At 43.0% G+C, this 16,201-nt stretch carries 14 protein-coding genes; 7 read left to right on the top strand and 7 right to left on the bottom strand.

The features are described 5' to 3' along the window. Positions 1-477 (top strand): EF-Tu/IF-2/RF-3 family GTPase (locus B3S92_RS08555; RefSeq protein ID WP_296204917.1); only part of this gene is annotated, 477 nt, incomplete at its 5' end. A gap of 280 nt (positions 478-757) precedes the next feature. Next, a complete protein-coding gene (locus tag B3S92_RS08550; RefSeq protein WP_296204915.1) occupies positions 758-1,567 on the top strand; it encodes a 2OG-Fe(II) oxygenase in 810 nt (269 codons plus the stop codon). Positions 1,568-1,671: 104 nt separating this feature from the next. Here B3S92_RS08550 and B3S92_RS08545 read toward each other — a convergent pair whose 3' ends face one another. Both B3S92_RS08545 and B3S92_RS08540 read right to left on the bottom strand, forming a co-directional pair. Then, positions 1,672-2,505 (bottom strand): TrmH family RNA methyltransferase, encoded by an 834-nt coding sequence (locus tag B3S92_RS08545; protein WP_296204912.1) that lies wholly within the window; start codon positions 2,503-2,505, stop codon positions 1,672-1,674. Between the two features lie 236 nt (positions 2,506-2,741). Beyond that, positions 2,742-3,764 (bottom strand): class 1 fructose-bisphosphatase, encoded by a 1,023-nt coding sequence (locus B3S92_RS08540; RefSeq protein WP_296204910.1) that lies wholly within the window; start codon positions 3,762-3,764, stop codon positions 2,742-2,744. Positions 3,765-4,258: 494 nt separating this feature from the next. Between B3S92_RS08540 and B3S92_RS08535 the strand changes: the two genes are divergently transcribed. The 3 genes from B3S92_RS08535 (at position 4,259) to B3S92_RS08525 (ending at position 6,957) form a co-directional block, all read left to right on the top strand. Next, positions 4,259-5,251 carry an aspartate carbamoyltransferase catalytic subunit gene (locus B3S92_RS08535; RefSeq protein WP_296204936.1) on the top strand — a complete coding sequence of 331 codons (993 nt, stop codon included), beginning with the start codon at positions 4,259-4,261 and terminating at the stop codon, positions 5,249-5,251. A gap of 91 nt (positions 5,252-5,342) precedes the next feature. After that, complete coding sequence (locus B3S92_RS08530) at positions 5,343-6,494, top strand: dihydroorotase (protein WP_296204908.1); 1,152 nt, start codon at positions 5,343-5,345, stop codon at positions 6,492-6,494. Beyond that, the gene (locus tag B3S92_RS08525; RefSeq protein ID WP_077451239.1) at positions 6,487-6,957 is read left to right on the top strand and encodes a DUF2127 domain-containing protein; all 471 of its coding nucleotides are present in this window, start codon (positions 6,487-6,489) and stop codon (positions 6,955-6,957) included. The genes B3S92_RS08530 and B3S92_RS08525 overlap by 8 nt, the downstream gene beginning before the upstream one ends. On the opposite strand, the gene B3S92_RS08520 is transcribed toward B3S92_RS08525, so the two are convergent. The 5 genes from B3S92_RS08520 to B3S92_RS08500 all read right to left on the bottom strand — a co-directional run bounded on the left by B3S92_RS08520 (position 6,954) and on the right by B3S92_RS08500 (position 13,529). Next, positions 6,954-7,724 carry an SGNH/GDSL hydrolase family protein gene (locus tag B3S92_RS08520; RefSeq protein ID WP_296204904.1) on the bottom strand — a complete coding sequence of 257 codons (771 nt, stop codon included), beginning with the start codon at positions 7,722-7,724 and terminating at the stop codon, positions 6,954-6,956. The genes B3S92_RS08525 and B3S92_RS08520 overlap by 4 nt on opposite strands. A 271-nt stretch (positions 7,725-7,995) precedes the next feature. After that, positions 7,996-9,396, bottom strand: a complete 1,401-nt coding sequence (locus tag B3S92_RS08515) for a nicotinate phosphoribosyltransferase (RefSeq protein ID WP_296204903.1) — start codon at positions 9,394-9,396, stop codon at positions 7,996-7,998. Positions 9,397-9,552: 156 nt separating this feature from the next. Further along, positions 9,553-10,608 carry a bifunctional nicotinamide-nucleotide adenylyltransferase/Nudix hydroxylase gene (locus tag B3S92_RS08510; RefSeq protein ID WP_414707018.1) on the bottom strand — a complete coding sequence of 352 codons (1,056 nt, stop codon included), beginning with the start codon at positions 10,606-10,608 and terminating at the stop codon, positions 9,553-9,555. Between the two features lie 273 nt (positions 10,609-10,881). Then, the gene (gene rarD / locus B3S92_RS08505) at positions 10,882-11,880 is read right to left on the bottom strand and encodes an EamA family transporter RarD (protein ID WP_296204899.1); all 999 of its coding nucleotides are present in this window, start codon (positions 11,878-11,880) and stop codon (positions 10,882-10,884) included. A 341-nt stretch (positions 11,881-12,221) separates the two neighbouring features. Then, complete coding sequence (locus B3S92_RS08500; RefSeq protein WP_296204896.1) at positions 12,222-13,529, bottom strand: hemolysin family protein; 1,308 nt, start codon at positions 13,527-13,529, stop codon at positions 12,222-12,224. A gap of 393 nt (positions 13,530-13,922) precedes the next feature. Here B3S92_RS08500 and nfuA point away from each other — a divergent pair, with 393 nt between their 5' ends. Together nfuA and B3S92_RS08490 are read left to right on the top strand one after the other, a co-directional pair. Further along, on the top strand, positions 13,923-14,573 hold the full coding sequence (gene nfuA, locus B3S92_RS08495; protein ID WP_296204893.1) for a Fe-S biogenesis protein NfuA: 651 nt from the start codon (positions 13,923-13,925) through the stop codon (positions 14,571-14,573). A gap of 255 nt (positions 14,574-14,828) precedes the next feature. Continuing rightward, on the top strand, positions 14,829-16,130 hold the full coding sequence (locus tag B3S92_RS08490) for an O-acetylhomoserine aminocarboxypropyltransferase/cysteine synthase family protein (RefSeq protein WP_296204891.1): 1,302 nt from the start codon (positions 14,829-14,831) through the stop codon (positions 16,128-16,130). The last annotated feature ends 71 nt before the right edge of the window (positions 16,131-16,201 follow it).

Below are 16,201 nucleotides of genomic sequence, written 5' to 3'. Positions count from 1 at the left end.
GTACGCGTTGGTGACGAGATCGAAATCGTTGGTATCAAAGACACAGTTAAAACAACTTGTACTGGTATCGAGATGTTCCGTAAGTTACTAGACGAAGGTCGTGCTGGTGAGAACTGTGGTGTACTATTACGTGGTACTAAGCGTGAAGACGTACAACGTGGTCAAGTACTAGCTAAGCCAGGTTCAATCACTCCACACACTAACTTTGATGCAGAAGTATACGTACTGTCAAAAGAAGAAGGTGGTCGTCACACTCCATTCTTGAATGGTTACCGTCCACAGTTCTACTTCCGTACAACTGACGTAACTGGTGCAATCCAATTACAAGAAGGTACTGAAATGGTAATGCCAGGCGATAACGTTGAGATGAGCGTAGAGCTAATCCACCCAATCGCTATGGACAAAGGTCTACGTTTCGCAATTCGCGAAGGTGGCCGTACTGTAGGTGCTGGTGTTGTTGCTAACGTTAAAAACTAATTTTAGTTAATACGTAGTACAGCATTATACGAAAAAGACCCTCTGGAAACAGAGGGTCTTTTTTTATGCTGAGCATTTGCATGCATTGATTATAGTAATATGTCAGCTATAGTTTGCTTTTACAGCGATTTTTAAAGTACTATTGCTCTTATAATAACGCAATCCAAAGTGGTAGATTTAAGCGAGCCTAACCTAATCTGGATTGGGTCTATTAATCTTTATCAGCTGATTAATCGAAGTCGCTTCTATTACTAACCTAATTCAAACAAAGGAATTGTAGATGAGTGCTCTAATGGAACTAGAAAAAACCTGGCAAGATTGGTTAAAACATAACCTAGCTAGAGGAGTACCTTCCAATAAATTGGCTGCTAGCTTATTTGAAAAAGGGTGGGTAGATGCTGCTTATGAATTGATCCATAAGAGTAATAGCAACCTGCAAATACCTTATATAGATATTTCACATAACCAAATCAAATTGATGGATAGAGAAGTCTCTTTGGCTTTTACTTGTCATAAGCCGTTTATTGCAGTCATTAATAACTTTTTAAGTCCTGAGGAGTGTCAGGCCTTAATTGATGATGCCGATAGTAAGTTAAAGGCCTCAAGAGTGGTTAATCCTGAAGATGGTACTTTTGTTGAACATCATGCTCGAACTAGCACCAGTACTGGGTATCAACGTGGTGAAATTCCGGTAATTAAGAGCATCGAAAACAGAATATCTGAGTTAGTACATTGGCCGGTTGAAAATGGAGAAGGATTACAAGTTTTACGCTACGAAGATGGCGGAGAATACCGTCCTCATTTCGACTTCTTTGATCCAGCCAAAAAGAGTAGTAGTGTGGTGACTAAGAGAGGGGGACAGCGATTGGGTACCTTTTTAATGTACTTATCAGACGTTGATGCTGGTGGTTCGACCCGATTTCCAAATTTAAATTTTGAAGTGCGTCCAAAGATGGGTACAGCACTGTATTTTGCTAATACTGATTTGAATGGTCAGATTGATAAATTAACTTTACATGCAGGAACACCTGTAACCGAAGGAGTTAAATACTTGGCCACCAAATGGCTAAGAGAAAAGCCTTACGTTTAAAGTTATTTTCATGGTTTGATGATATTAAAAAAGGCACCTTATGTGCCTTTTTTAATGTAAACATTTTGGACCACTGTAGCCTTTGATTTCAGCTAAGCTATAGTTTAACTATAGTCTCTTTGGCGTAGTGTCTCATACATACACAATGCGCCCGCAATGGCCACATTTAAGCTTTCTTGACCGTTAGGCTGAGGTAACGCCACTGGGGTGGCTTGCTGCATGATCTCTTCACAGACCCCTTGGCCTTCATGGCCCATTACCCAAGCGACTGGGCGATTTAGATTCTGTTTATAGATGATGTTATCTGTATGCGAGCTGGTTGCATAGATAGGCAGTCTTAAATAGCTCAAGACTTCATCGGCTTCAATTCCTTCGTAGATAGTTAATCCAAACTGAGCCCCCATACCGGCACGCATGGTTTTTGGTGACCAAGCTTGGGCACTACCTTTAGTACAGATAATGTTTTTGATGCCCACGGCTGCTGCTGTGCGTAATAGAGTGCCTACGTTACCATTGTCTTGGACGTCATTTAAGATTAAACAATCCGTGGTAATAGGCGCTTTTAAGGTATGCAAATTGTGCTCAGGCACATCGACAATGGCCATGATCTCAACACCATTACCTAAGGTAGTAATACCCTGGTAAACACTGTCACTGACTACAGTAAGTTGATTATCAAGATTATGCTCGTTGAGTGAGGCCAGTAGCGCTTGAACTTCTGGATGCGATAGGCCACTGTAAGAGATGATGATTTGTTGCGGCAAGTGCTTGGCTTGAAGTGCAGCTTCTATAAGATGTACGCCTTCAAGAACAGTCTGACCTGCCTTTTTACGTTGGCGTGATTGAGTTAACAAAGCTTTTGCTAACTTCACCGTTGGGTTTTTTTCTGAGGTAATAACTGGGTTATTAGAGAACTTGTTGCTGATTACGTCGGTCATTATTTGCTCATTTGATTTAGATATTAAAATATATAGTTTTCGATTACTTTGGGCTTAGCTCTGCTTTATGGGTAGTTCATTTGGCTAATAAAAGCGAGGCCGTAAGGATCAAACATATAGTCAGTAGAGTAACACACCTAGTGTTTAATACGTGATGGAGTTTTGCAATAAAAAAGGCCAAACCTAGTTGGCTTGGCCTCTTATAGCAATAAGTTATAATAATTAAATAGAGTTAATTACGCTTGTTGATGCAGCTTTTGTACCTGCTCAACCTCATTCTTGGCTCCCAATACCACCGGGACGCGTTGATGAATATCGGTAGGTTCATAGTCCATAATGCGATTGATACCATCAGTTGAAGCGCCGCCTGCACGTTCGATAAGCAGGCTCATTGGGTTGGCTTCATACATTAAACGCAGCTTGCCAGCTTTGCTTGGGTCTTTGGTGTCTTTGGGATAAATAAAGATACCGCCACGGCATAAGATACGATGCACATCACCCACCATAGCAGCGACCCAGCGGGTGTTAAAGTTTTTACCACGAGGACCAGTAGTACCTGCTAGCAATTCGTTAATATACTGTTGCATGGGCGGTAACCAGTGGCGTGCGTTTGAAGCATTAATGGCATACTCTTTGGTATCGGCGTCAATAGAAATGTTCTTTTTAACCAATTCAAACTCACCAGTGGTTGGGTTTAAGCTAAAAAGGACAACGCCATCATTGTCACTGTCTAAAGCGTCAGAGAAGGTGAAAGCCAACATCGCTGATGAGCCATATAGCAAGTAGCCGGCTGCCAACTGCTCCGTACCTTTTTGTAAAAAGTCTGCGTTTGTTACCGCTTGGCCTTTGTTTCTATAAGGTAAGATTGAGAAGATGGTGCCAGTAGGCATGTTGATATCAATGTTTGAAGAGCCATCTAGCGGGTCAAACAAAACCAAAAGCTCGCCTGATTCATTGGCAGGGGTAGCATCATCTAACTCTTCACTAGCAACACCGGCACAGTGTTTATTAGCAGTTAATGCCTCTAATAATAAGTCATTAGCAATAACGTCTAGTTTCTTTTGTTGTTCACCCTGTACGTTTTCCGCACCGGCTTCGCCATGGATATCTGCCAAAGCACCTTTACGTAAAAGCTCTGTAATCTCTTTACCCACTGCAGTGATAGTATTAATTACATCGATTACCGCAGATTTTTCACTGCTGCTGTCTGCAGAAGTAGCGGTTAGGTAACTTTGGAAGTAGTCGTTAAGCGTAATCATTATGGATTCCTTTATCCAAGAGTCAGGAAGGGGTCTATTGTATCTATAAATGTATTTTTTTACATAAATCTAGTACGAGAAAGTCAATACGGTCACTTTTTGAAAGGCAGTAAATCAGCTAAACTATACCAACTTTTAGCAACCCAATTTGATAAGGGTCAAAGATAGCCCTTTATGCTTTATTCGGGTAAAAAAAGTGACTTGTAGACTGTCTACTACTGCTGACTATAATTAGCAGTAATGGGTCTGCGCAAAGTGTAGCAAAAACCATGCAATATTTCTTGTGCAAGTTAACTATAATAGCTGATATAAATGATAATCCCGATAACGGATTGTACTACCTTATATGGTTTGGCCCTAGTTTCACCGTCCAATCACCCATCTGCTCATAAAGGATACCTTTAACTGCCATGACTGACTCAACACAGAAACCTGAGACTGCACATCCCTCACAGTCGACCTTATCTGCTAACTTTGACTCGACAACGGCAAGAATGAATGCCTCATTGAGTAAGCCCCAATTAAATGACGATGGTAATATCCGTCATTTTTTAGGCATTGAAGGCTTAAGTCGTGCTCAGTTGAAAGCCATTATTGCTAAGGCTGAATCATTTTTTGACGAAAATGGTCAATTGATCAACAGTCCTGAGCTTGAAGGCTGTACGGTAATGAACCTATTCTTTGAGCCCTCAACCCGTACCCGCACTACGTTTGAAGTGGCAGAAAAGCGTTTGGGTGCCAACGTATTAAATATTGATATTGCCCGCTCTAGCACTCAAAAAGGCGAGAGTTTGCGCGACACCTTATGGAATCTACAAGCGATGACCGCCGACATATTCGTGGTGCGTCACTCCGCTTCTGGTGCAGCCCATTTCATGGCTACTGAGGTAACTCCTGAGATTGCTATCATTAACGGCGGTGATGGTTGGCATGCGCATCCTACGCAAGGTATGCTGGATATGTTAACCATTCACCGTGAGGCACCGCGTCCGTTTGAAGAGTTAACGGTGGCCATCATCGGGGATATCAAACACTCGCGTGTGGCCCGTTCTGATATTGCCGCTCTAAAAATATTGGGCGTAAAAGAAATTCGGGTCATTGCGCCTCGTACTTTATTACCAAAAGGGATTGAGCGTTATGGGGTGAAGGTTTATGAGGATATTGATGAGGGCGTGGTTGATTGTGATGTGTTGATGGGTCTGCGTATTCAAAATGAGCGTATTGGCTCTCCATTGATGGCCGCATCAGGGGAATATTTCAAAAAGTATGGGATTACTCCAGAGCGTGTGGCCAAAGCTAAGCCAGACGCTATTGTCATGCACCCAGGTCCTATGAACCGAGGGGTAGAGATTGCTTCAACTGTCGCAGATGGCTCGCAGTCGGTAATTTTAAAGCAGGTCAATAATGGCATCGCGATTCGTATGGCTGTGTTGGCTATGGCGGTACAAGGGCAACGCGAATATCAAGCGTTGCACTCTTTACTATAAATTCAGAGCCTTACTGGATAAACCTTGCTCATGCTGCTTATAGCCCATAAACGAAACTCTATCTCTCATACTAAAAAATACTGGATATATCATGCTTAACCTACTGCCTAAAGAGTTTACCCAACCCGATATCGAAACTAAAGAAAATCACTGGCTGTTACCGCCACTGGTTGATTTATGTGCTCGTCTACGTGAGCCTGGTCTACAACAGCACGGTACTTTACAAACAGAAGGTCGTGCGGCCCGTGCCAATGGATTCTTGCATGTGGTTACCCCGCCAGACACCACCCCTGTCTTAGAAAACGGATCCTTATTAAAAGGCCTAAGAGAACGAGCCAAGCAAGATGGGGGCATCTACCTACACATCTTAGGGGCCCTAACTGCTGAGTTAAAAGGCGAGCGTCCGGCCAATGTGGCTGGCCTTAAAAAAGGAGGCTGTATTGCAGTCACTAATGCGGGTCGTCCCTTTGCCAACGATTTAGTATTACTGCGTACTTTAGAGTATGCCGCTACTTTTGGTTTAAAAGTATTTTTCTATCCTAATGAGCCTAGCCTATCTGCAGGCGGGGTAGCTCATGAAGGCTATATTGCCTCTTTCCATGGTTTACAAGGCATTCCTTGGTTGGCAGAGACGGTTGCCTTATCTACTCAGCTATTGATGGTAGAAGAAACAGGTATTTCCGCTCACTTTAGTCAGCTGACCTGTAAATCTTCCATCGGCTTAATGCGTTTGGCCAAAGCTCAAGGCTTACCGGTCACTTGTGATGTGGCGATGCATCAGCTGCATTTAACGGATGACGATTTAGAAGGGTTTAATGCTCAAGCTTATGTCATTCCTCCTCTGCGCAGTAACACCGACCAAAAGGCCCTGATTAGAGGGCTACAAGACGGAACCATCGATGCCATTTGTAGTCATCATGAGCCTTTAAATGACACCGCAAAGCAAGCACCTTTTGCTGAGTCTACTCCAGGTATTTCAAACTTTGATACCTTTATGGGCCTAGCTTGTAAACTGGTGCGGGACAATATCCTAACTCCAGAGCAATTGGTGGAGAAGATTTGTTTGGCTCCAGCACGTATTGCGGGTATTGAAGAGCAGTATCACGAAATCGGGGGTGCAGTACTGGTTGATCCTAACCATGAGTGGCAGCTGACTCGAGACAGTATGCTGTCAAAAGGTAAAAATACGCCTTTCTTAAATCAGACCTTACAAGGTAAGGTGGTGGAGACTTATTTTGACTGAGCCCACTGTAATTAGTGGCTCCATTAAAGCAGTCACTTTTTATGAATTAATCAAAGGAGTAGGGGCAGTGATTACTGCCCTTGCTTTATGGGCTTGGCATAATGACGTGTCGCTGTGGATTGAGTCGGCGAATCACGCTTGGGTCCAACATTTCGGTACTTTATTTAGTACCCAAGTCGAGGCGCTTACCCGAGTGGCCCAGAAAGCGTCAGAGAACTGGACCTTATTCTTATTATTGATTTTGGGTTATGCCAGTCTTCGCTTTATTGAAGCTTATGGTTTATGGACCGATAAAACTTGGGCTTATTGGTTTAGCGTATTAGGCTACGGTATTTTTTTGCCCGTTGAACTTTACTATCTCATAGCTCGCCCTTTTGACTGGCTACAGCTAGCGACATTGCTATTAAATGTTTTAGTAGTGGTTGTTGTCTACAAACATATGCGTCGTAAAGGGTTGATCTAAACCAGCTCAGAAATGGTTTTTGCCAATTTTTTGGCCAACAGTGAGTAGGCGGTGGAATTGGGATGAAAGCCATCTTCAGCAAAGAAGTTTTGGGTTTGTAGGTCTTTATTGTTAAGGTTAATCGGCAAGGCCAATACTGACTCATAGTGGTCACAAACTTCAATCAACCTCTCATTCATTATCTGCGTTTTATATCCCATTAACTTATTCAAGGGGCTAGGGATAGCGGGCATTTCCTGCATGGGGGGTAAGCAAGGGAAGATAATCTGTTTCGCTCCAAATTTGCGTTGACTTAGGCCAATAATCTCGCGCAGCTGCTGCTCCCATTTGCTAGTAGAGACATTAGCAGTGGTGTCATTTACCCCCACCATTACTATCATAATGTCTACAGGAGTAGGAGGTACGGGCAATACATACAGCCTACGCAGGGCATCAAAGCTGGTATGACCGGAAGTGGCGTGCAGCGACCACTCTAGCTGTGAGAATTTCTGTTGAATTTGGGGCAGTAGCTGCAGTTGCTCAAGCAATTGGCCGGCAAGCGCTTCTTGTTGTGAGCTCACCCCTACACCAGCCGCTGAGGAGTCTCCTAGCAGCATGATATTTAAGGTGCTCTTATCCTCTGAAGGGCTGTCCTTTTCGTTAAGAGTCAGTCGCCCTTTACGTTCTCCTTCTGCTTCTGGCAGTCTTAAAGCGGTCTTTTTTAGCTTCATACCTTGGTAGAGATAGACTGGGGCTAATGCGATGTGTTTTGGTTGCAAAGGAATCATAGTTTTTTTCTTTTATATTATTTGTCTGACTGTTATATAGTTTATCTGGCTGTTTTAGGAAGCTATGAGTGTAATACAGTTTGATATCTCAAGCTAGAGTAGGGTGACAGCCGATCCTCCTGTTTTGCAGGGTTTGGTTATGGTTGTTTGTCTAAATGAGACATATAAGCGAGAAAGATAAAAAAGCTTCGCCTTAGATAGGACGAAGCTTTTGTTTATCGAAGCTAATACGACTAATCGAAGCTAGTACCAGTATATGATAGGCTAGATTTTACCAACTCCCAGTACGCTGACGAATGGTGGTTAAGCTATCATCAATTAATAGCTTGCCATCGACAAATACATCCCGTAATAAGTTATCTTCGCGGCTTTGTAGTTGGTCTTCTTTTATGGTGCTCAAATTGCCTTGTTGGTCTTTGACTAAAGCTAGACGTCCTTTTTTCGAACGTTTTGAGCGGCTGGTGATTGGGTCTTTGAAGATGTCTTTCCATTCTCCATCGATTTGAATAGCACTGGCTTTCATGGCCCAGCTCATAGTGTCTCGGGTCACTTGCTGTAATAAGCCGCCACCCATACCGAAAGTAACGTTATCGGCGCTAAATCCAGCTTTCATTACCGTCTGTAATATCTTGCCTAGGCTTTGTGGACTTATGCCATCGCCTTGGATCAGGCGCACATAATCCGGTAGAACTTTGTAGCCTTTACTGTTTACGCTGTAGCCAAATTTGACCGATAAGCGCTCTAAAGCTTCACGCACAACTTTAGCAGGATCGCCACTGTCAGGGCGAATCACTAAAGTGCCGCCCATGGTTTCGACTTGATGCTTTAACTCATCGCCCCAAATATTGTCAATGGCGTTCCATAGGTCATAACTGTCTGAGACCACCGCCACAGTACTTCCCTCACCCCCAAATTGCTCTAGCATATTGGCATAGGCTTGGCTTTCACGTTCGCGGCCCCAAGCGGTCATGGTGCTGTGCTCCGCGGCGGGAATAGAGAAGGCAGGCATCTCCTCGCTCATACCATACCAGCGACTGGCGGAAACTAAAGCAGTCATACTGTCGGTGCCAGAGAAGTTGACCAAATGCGCTAGGCTACCTAAAGCCACAGACTCTAAGCTTGAAGCACCACGGGCTCCAAAGTCATGTAACTTAAAGGGCAGGCCAGCTTGGCTATCTGCTGATTTCTCCAGGGCCACTTTGATCACGTTTTTGCAGTAATAAGATAGACTCGATACCGTTGAAGGATACCAAATGGCCCGTAATAAAGAGGTTTCTAAATAGCTAGGTAGCCAATAAAACTCAGGATCGGTATTGATAATCTGACACACCACATTTGAGACAGGGACAATGCTGCCCTCGGGCACCGCTTGGATTCTAATTGGCAGGTAGCCACCATGTTTTTCTACCAGACGCTCCCAACCTGAGCGATTAAAGGGTAGGCCGTGAGCGGTAATGATTTGCTCTGCCTCGTCAATATCTGCAGTGGTAATAGGCTTGCTCAGATATTCTTTAATGTACGCTTGTAACCCAAAGAAAACCACATCATAGTCGCCTTTGCGGGCTTCCACGTAGCTTGACATATATTCGCTGCCTGGGGGGTATTGTAGCCAGTGCGAAGTTTTATAACTGTCAGAATTCAGAATTAAATTATTTAAATTACTGGTGTACATCACAGAGCTCCTCTGATTGATGAAACGACATTTAGGATAAGTATTGAGGCTGTAAGGGCTAAAATAAGAAAGCCAAATTAGCCTCAAATGTCGTAATGGGGTTTACCGTCTATCGGCTTGACTGTAAAAGGCTGTAGCAGATAATAGCAATAAAAATCACAGGCCTACCATCTTAGTAATAATGGCGTAGTGATCCTCAAACATTCTTTTGGGATCAAGTTCAGCCAAGGGCAACCAGAAAGCTTTGGCAGCATCATCTCCCCCTTCTACTTGAGGCAAGCCTTCAGGGTCGTTTTTTAGCTTAAAGTAAAATACTTGGGTAATGGTACGACCTCTTGATGAGCGGTAAGGGTCATCAAAGGTATGCTGACTATGGCGAGAGCCATATAGCACTGAAGCAGGTACATCGAGCTTGGTTTCCTCCGCCAGCTCACGAATACAGGCATCTAGCAAGGTTTCTTTTTGATCCACAAACCCTCCAGGTAGCGCCCATAAACCACGACCTGGCATACTACGACGCTCTACCAGTAAGATATGGCCAGACTGTACTACCAAAGCATCAGTGGTCATAAAGGTAGGAGGATAAGGGGCATCACGCCACTGCTTCATATAATCATCAACGAACCAAGCTTCTTCATGAAGGTGCTGGTAGTCCTCAGTTTTTTTGAGAGCCTCCATAACTTCACGCGTGGAAACAGGGGTACGTTCTCCAGTGGGGGTAGCGCCCATCAGATAGCCTTCACGAATGGGAGTAGCAGATAGGTCTTTGTAATTGGGAACGGATACAGACTCCCAGGTTGGGAATAAGGATAAGTAATAAGACGAGCTGTCTTTGGAGTGGCCAATTAATGCAATGTCTTCATTCAAATCATGAGTAACGCTCTTAACAGAGGCTTGAACATACTGTAGCCAGCGCGTGTCGTTATATAGAGCATCATCAAGGCCAACACAGTGAATTCTAGCAGCATCCTCAGCCGAGTAAGCCCCCTTAATCATTTGAGCGCGCTCTTCAACTGTGAAAGGATTACGCAGGCTTCTAGGCATATTCGCTGAGCCGATTAACATGATGACATTTTCTGCTCTGTTTAACGCCTCATCTACCACCGCTTTATGCCCCATATGAAAGGGCTGAAAACGACCAATAAATACTAAATATTTGTAATGGCGATTGGAATTTGACTTTAAATTATCAGACTTTTTTTCTAATTCCATTGGGCTTTGTGCAGGTGACACGCTCATTCTTGAAGCTCCAGCAATACCAGCATTCAATCTTGTGATTGAACTTTGAGTTTGTGATTTGAGTTTGTGATTATTGTAAGAATTAATTTTTAAGGATAAAGGGCTTTATAGTGACACACTAGACTTCACAATAACAATAATGAATAGGTTCCAAAACGTATAAAAGGAGTAAAAAAAGCCCCTCTAAAGTTTAGAGGGGCTTGTATTTTAAAACTTTAAAAGCCAATGGCTTGTCTTGTTTAGCATTTAGCTAACCCGAGCGCCTTTCATCCAGGGTTTATTGTTGCGTCTATTGGCCCGTAACTGACGAACGCCATGGGCAATCAGGAACATGATACCGATCCAGATTAGACCATAACTGTATAACATGCCCATTTCAAAGCTATCGCCTAAGACCGTTATGGCTAAGAAAAATAAAAATACTGGCTCAAGATAACTCATCATGCCAAATACATTGACGGGCAATATTTGACTGGCATCTAAGTTGGTCTTTAATGCCAACACGCTGAGTATGCCTAGGCTTACGACCAGTAGCATATGGAGACTTGAACCCATTACAAAGGCTAAGTTCTCAGGAGCAACAAATAGCATATATCCTAGGGCAATAGGTAAAAACAGAGTCAAGTCGACTAGCATTCCTGTCATGGCAGTAATGCCCTGTAATCGACGCATAATATAATAAATGGGGTAAGTCCCACACACCCAAAGCGTTGCCCAAGACACGCTTTGAGTCCGCATCATCTCTAGGCTAATACCCACCAGGGCGAAGCCCACAGCCAACCACTGTAACTTGGATAATCGCTCCCCAAAAAACAGATAGCCAAACAGCACCATCATCAAGGGAAATAAGAAGTAGCCCATCGCTACCTGTACCCCTTGTCCATTGACTGGGGCCCACATAAATAGCCAAAGTTGACTAAAAAATATGGGGGTAGGTAGTAGCAGCCAAGCCCACTGCTTAGCCGTTTTTAGATTACGCAAGATATCCAGGTGGTAGCCCAAGCGGCCTCTTATCACCACAAAGCCTACTAAGGCTACCCACATAGACAGCATGCGCCAGATAAAGACCTGAGTACCGGTTAGCGGCTGCAGTAAGTTACTGTAAAAATAAAGGATACCAAATAATAAGTTTGAGACTACTGCCAGTAAGACACCTATAATCATTGTGCGCTGCTGTGCGTCACTAGCAGACCAAAAGGAAGCAAATGGCCGGTTGCTTCTTGTGGTGGAAATTTGTTTAGACATACAATGCACCATAAAAATAGGCATACCGATAGCATAGCTTTTTATAAAATAATTTATAAAAATGCAGACCCCGTCAGTATTGCTAAATTAATTTAATCTAGACAGTGCAGGGATTAATAACTTAGCCATATAGGCAAAGCGCTATGGGTATGAGATGACGGTTTAAAAAAGATTTTTTGTATTTAATAATACAATTGGATAATCAAATATCTGGTAGATATTAGAATCTTGCATAAGGGTTAGGCTGTAGCACTTAGGACAGCACCGGCGCCTAACCTTTGGGTATTATAAGTAACAGGTAAGTAGCCTATAGAGAAATGCTAGGAATGGACTTACGGCCGTTACTCTTCAGTGGTTTTAGTGACCAGTAACTGATTAACCTTGAGGTTTTCAGTATCTAGAATTTCAAACTTAAAACCAGCGTGCTCAATGAAGTCGGTTTTTTTGGGTATCTTTCGTAAAGAATACATCATGAACCCACTTATGGTTTCATAGTTCTCTGAGTTTGGCAAGTTTATGATCCCTAAAGTACGAATGACATCTTCAATAGGGGTCATACCATCGACCAACCAAGAGTTCTCTGTGCGTTGTACGATAGGCTGCTCATCTACGGTGACCAGCTCACCCATCACAATACTCATCACATCTTTTAAGGTAATCACCCCTACCACTAATGAGTACTCATTAACGATAATAGCAAAGTCGGATCCTGTGCTTTTGAAGGTCTCTAATACGTCGAACAAAGATAAGGTATCTGGAATAAATAGCGCGGTACGCAAAATAGTGGGGTCAGTTAGACGCACCTTCTCTTTTTGTAAAACCATCGCCAAAAAGGCACGAGACTCAACATAGCCTATGGTTTGCTCTAAGTCATCTTCTAAGCAGACTAAGAATTTATGATGTGGCTCACGAATCATGGTTTCAACAATCACATCATGATTTTCATTGGAGTCGAAATAAACGATGTATTCACGGGTGGTCATTACCGAGGTAACCGTGCGCTCTTGCATCTCAAAGATGTTGGCAATTAAATGATGCTCTTGGTGCTTTAACACCCCAGCTTCGGCGCCCGCATCCATTACTGCATAAATATCCTCTGAAGTGAGATCATCACGGCGCACCGTCGATACGCCCAGTAGCTTAAACAACAGGTCAGCTGCGCCATCAAATACCCAAATAATGGGTTTGAACACAAAGATAAGCATCATCATTGGGCGTACCAATCGGATGGCAATGGGCTCAGCATAGCTCATGGCAAAGCGTTTGGGCATTAGGTCGGCAAATAGCACAAAAACACTGGTGACCAGGATAAAGGAAATCACTGAAGCGAGCGTTTCATAACCAATGATCGATTGTAAAAATGATAGGGCTTCGTGTTGTAAGATGGCTTCTAGATAGGGGCTAACGGCAGATTCGCCAATCACACCGGCTAAAATAGCAACTGCGTTCAGTAAAACTTGTACCACCGTAATAAAGCTACCAGGGTTGTCTTGCATGGCGAGCACATCTAGGGCGCGTACTTCGCCTTCTTTGGCTAGAATTTGTAGTTTTATTTTTCGAGCTGAAGCTAGGGCAAGTTCAGAACTCGACACAACAGCACTGATCGCTATTAATATGAAAATAGAGATTACCGCAGTAATTAAGGTCATGATAGTTAACTCTAAGCTTTTTAAACTCAAAACCTAGGCTATAAGCGCCATAAAAAATGAGGCCACAAAAAGCTCGATAAGGGAGGCGAAGGGATTTTGAGTAGCTTAATAAATACAGTAAAATGGGCGATAGGAAATCGTGATTTCTGATAGAGTATATTATAGGTCATATTACAATATTTAGCTTGCTTATAAGCCTTTTTGCAGCATTTTTAGAAGGCATGAGTTCTTAGCTGCTTTTCTAGGCAACTAATTGCTATTGTAACTAATTATCATTTTCCTTGATTAATTCTCAATCGCCACCATAATAGAAACACTAAAGAAGCATATTCATCTTTAAACCCATCAAACTATCTTATCCATCCTATAATTTATAATATAAGAGGTCATCTTATGACTGATAACGCTCCAGTTTCTGCAATAGACATCGAACAATCAGACATTAAAAGCAACATTACCATCACTCCTTCGGCGCAAGAGTACTTAGCTGAATTACTGGCAAAACAAGAAACCCCAGGTATCGGAGTGCGTATTTTTGTTGAGCATCCAGGGACGCCTCGTGCAGAATGCTGTATGGCTTATAACCAGCCTGGTGAGGAAGATGAGGCAGATCTACAAATGCCATTTGAAGCCTTCACTGCTTATATTGAAGCCTCTTCAGTGCCTTATTTAGAAGATGCGGTTATCGATTACAATAAAGACCGCTTCGGAGGTCAGCTAACTTTCCGTGCACCTAACTCTAAAGTGCCTAAAGTGGGTGCTGATGCTAGTGTTGAAGAGCGTATCAACTATGTGCTTCAATCTGAGATTAACCCAAGCTTAGCCGCTCATGGTGGTGACGTACAGTTATTAGAATTGATTGAAGAAGAAGGCGTTGGCTTAACTGCGGTACTTAAATTTGGCGGCGGTTGCCAGGGTTGTTCAGCAGTAGACATGACTTTACGTCAAGGGGTTGAGGTTCAATTAAAACAGCAAATCCCTGAGTTGACTCAAGTGGTGGATGATACAGACCACTCGCATACAGAAAATGCTTATTATAAATAAACCCTCCTAATTGAGCGTAAGTAATAAGTATAATAAGAATTAGTGATTATATTTATTCATTGGCTGGGTTATCATTAGATAATCCAGCTTTTTTATGGCTTTTGATTTTGCCCTAGGGCTAGTTTTTGGCTTATGGTACTTTTTAAATTTATAGCACTTTTTGAGTGATAGCACCTTTAGAACAAGGTGCTTATATAAGATAGTATCGTTAAAGCTTTTATTTGAACTTTTATATTAATACGTTAAGGATGCGATATGAGTAATGCCGACAATGCAGTTGATAACCAGCGTTTAGAAACTTTAGCCATTCATGCAGGTTATAGTGTAGAGCCTACCACCAAGGCGGTTGCTGTGCCTATTTATCACACCAGCTCTTATGCTTTTGATGATACTCAGCACGGGGCAGATCTGTTTGATTTAAAAGTAGCAGGTAATATTTATACCCGTATTATGAACCCCACCAACGCTGTGTTAGAAGAGCGTGTGGCAGCATTAGAGGGCGGTATCGGCGCTTTGGCAGTAGCTTCAGGCATGGCGGCTATTACTTATGCGGTACAAACCATCTGTGAAGCTGGCGATAACATTATCGCTGCCTCAACACTATATGGCGGCACTTATAACTTCTTTGCGCACACTCTACCGCGTCAAGGTATTGAAGTTCGTTTCTTTGATCATAAAAACCCTGCAGCTATTCACGACTTGGTCGATGACAAAACCAAAATGGTCTTTGCTGAGAGTATCGGTAACCCATTAGGTAACATCATTGATATTGAAGCCATTTCAGAAGTGGCCCATAAGCATGGTGTACCGGTAGTTATCGATAACACCGTGGCCACGCCTGCTTTATGCCGTCCGTTTGAATTTGGCGCTGACATCGTGGTGCATTCATTAACCAAATACATGAGCGGTACTGGTACTTCTATTGGTGGCGCCATTGTAGATAGTGGTAACTTTAATTGGGGCGATTATCCAGAGCGTTTCCCTTTATTAAACCAGCCTGATGTCAGCTATCATGGCGTAAACTTTGTAAAAGATGTGGGTGCTGCAGCCTATATCGCCCGTGCTCGTGTGGCTCCTTTACGTAATACAGGTGCTGCGTTAAGTCCCTTAAATGCCTTTAGTATCTTGCAGGGTATCCAAACCCTAAGCCTACGTATGGAGCGTCATGTCCAAAACGCTCAAGCCGTGGCTGAATATCTAAAAGGTCATGATAAAGTGGCTTGGGTTAAGTATGCTGGCTTGTCGGATCATCCTGATCATGAGCTGGCGCAGAAATATATGAAAGGTACTCCTTCAGCTATCTTAACCTTCGGGGTAAAAGGCGGCCGTGAAGCGGGTGCGAAATTTATTGATGCCTTAAATCTAATCACACGTTTGGTAAACATTGGGGATGCTAAATCTTTGGCCAGTCACCCAGCCACTACTACTCACCGTCAGCTTAATGACGAAGAGTTGGCAAAAGCAGGCGTTAGTGAAGATATGATTCGTCTGTCTATTGGTATCGAGCATATCGAAGATATCAAAGCGGACTTAGAGCAAGCACTAGCCAAAGCCTAAGGTTATCGTTCCTGAAAAATAAAAAATCCCAAACTTAAGTTTGGGATTTTTTTTTGCTTGATGTTTAAGAA

Source organism: Psychrobacter sp. UBA3962 (assembly GCF_002385225.1).
Taxonomy (GTDB): Bacteria; Pseudomonadota; Gammaproteobacteria; order Pseudomonadales; family Moraxellaceae; genus Psychrobacter.
The sequence above is the reverse complement of the archived record's forward strand: the minus strand, read 5'-3'. Positions and strand labels throughout refer to the sequence as shown.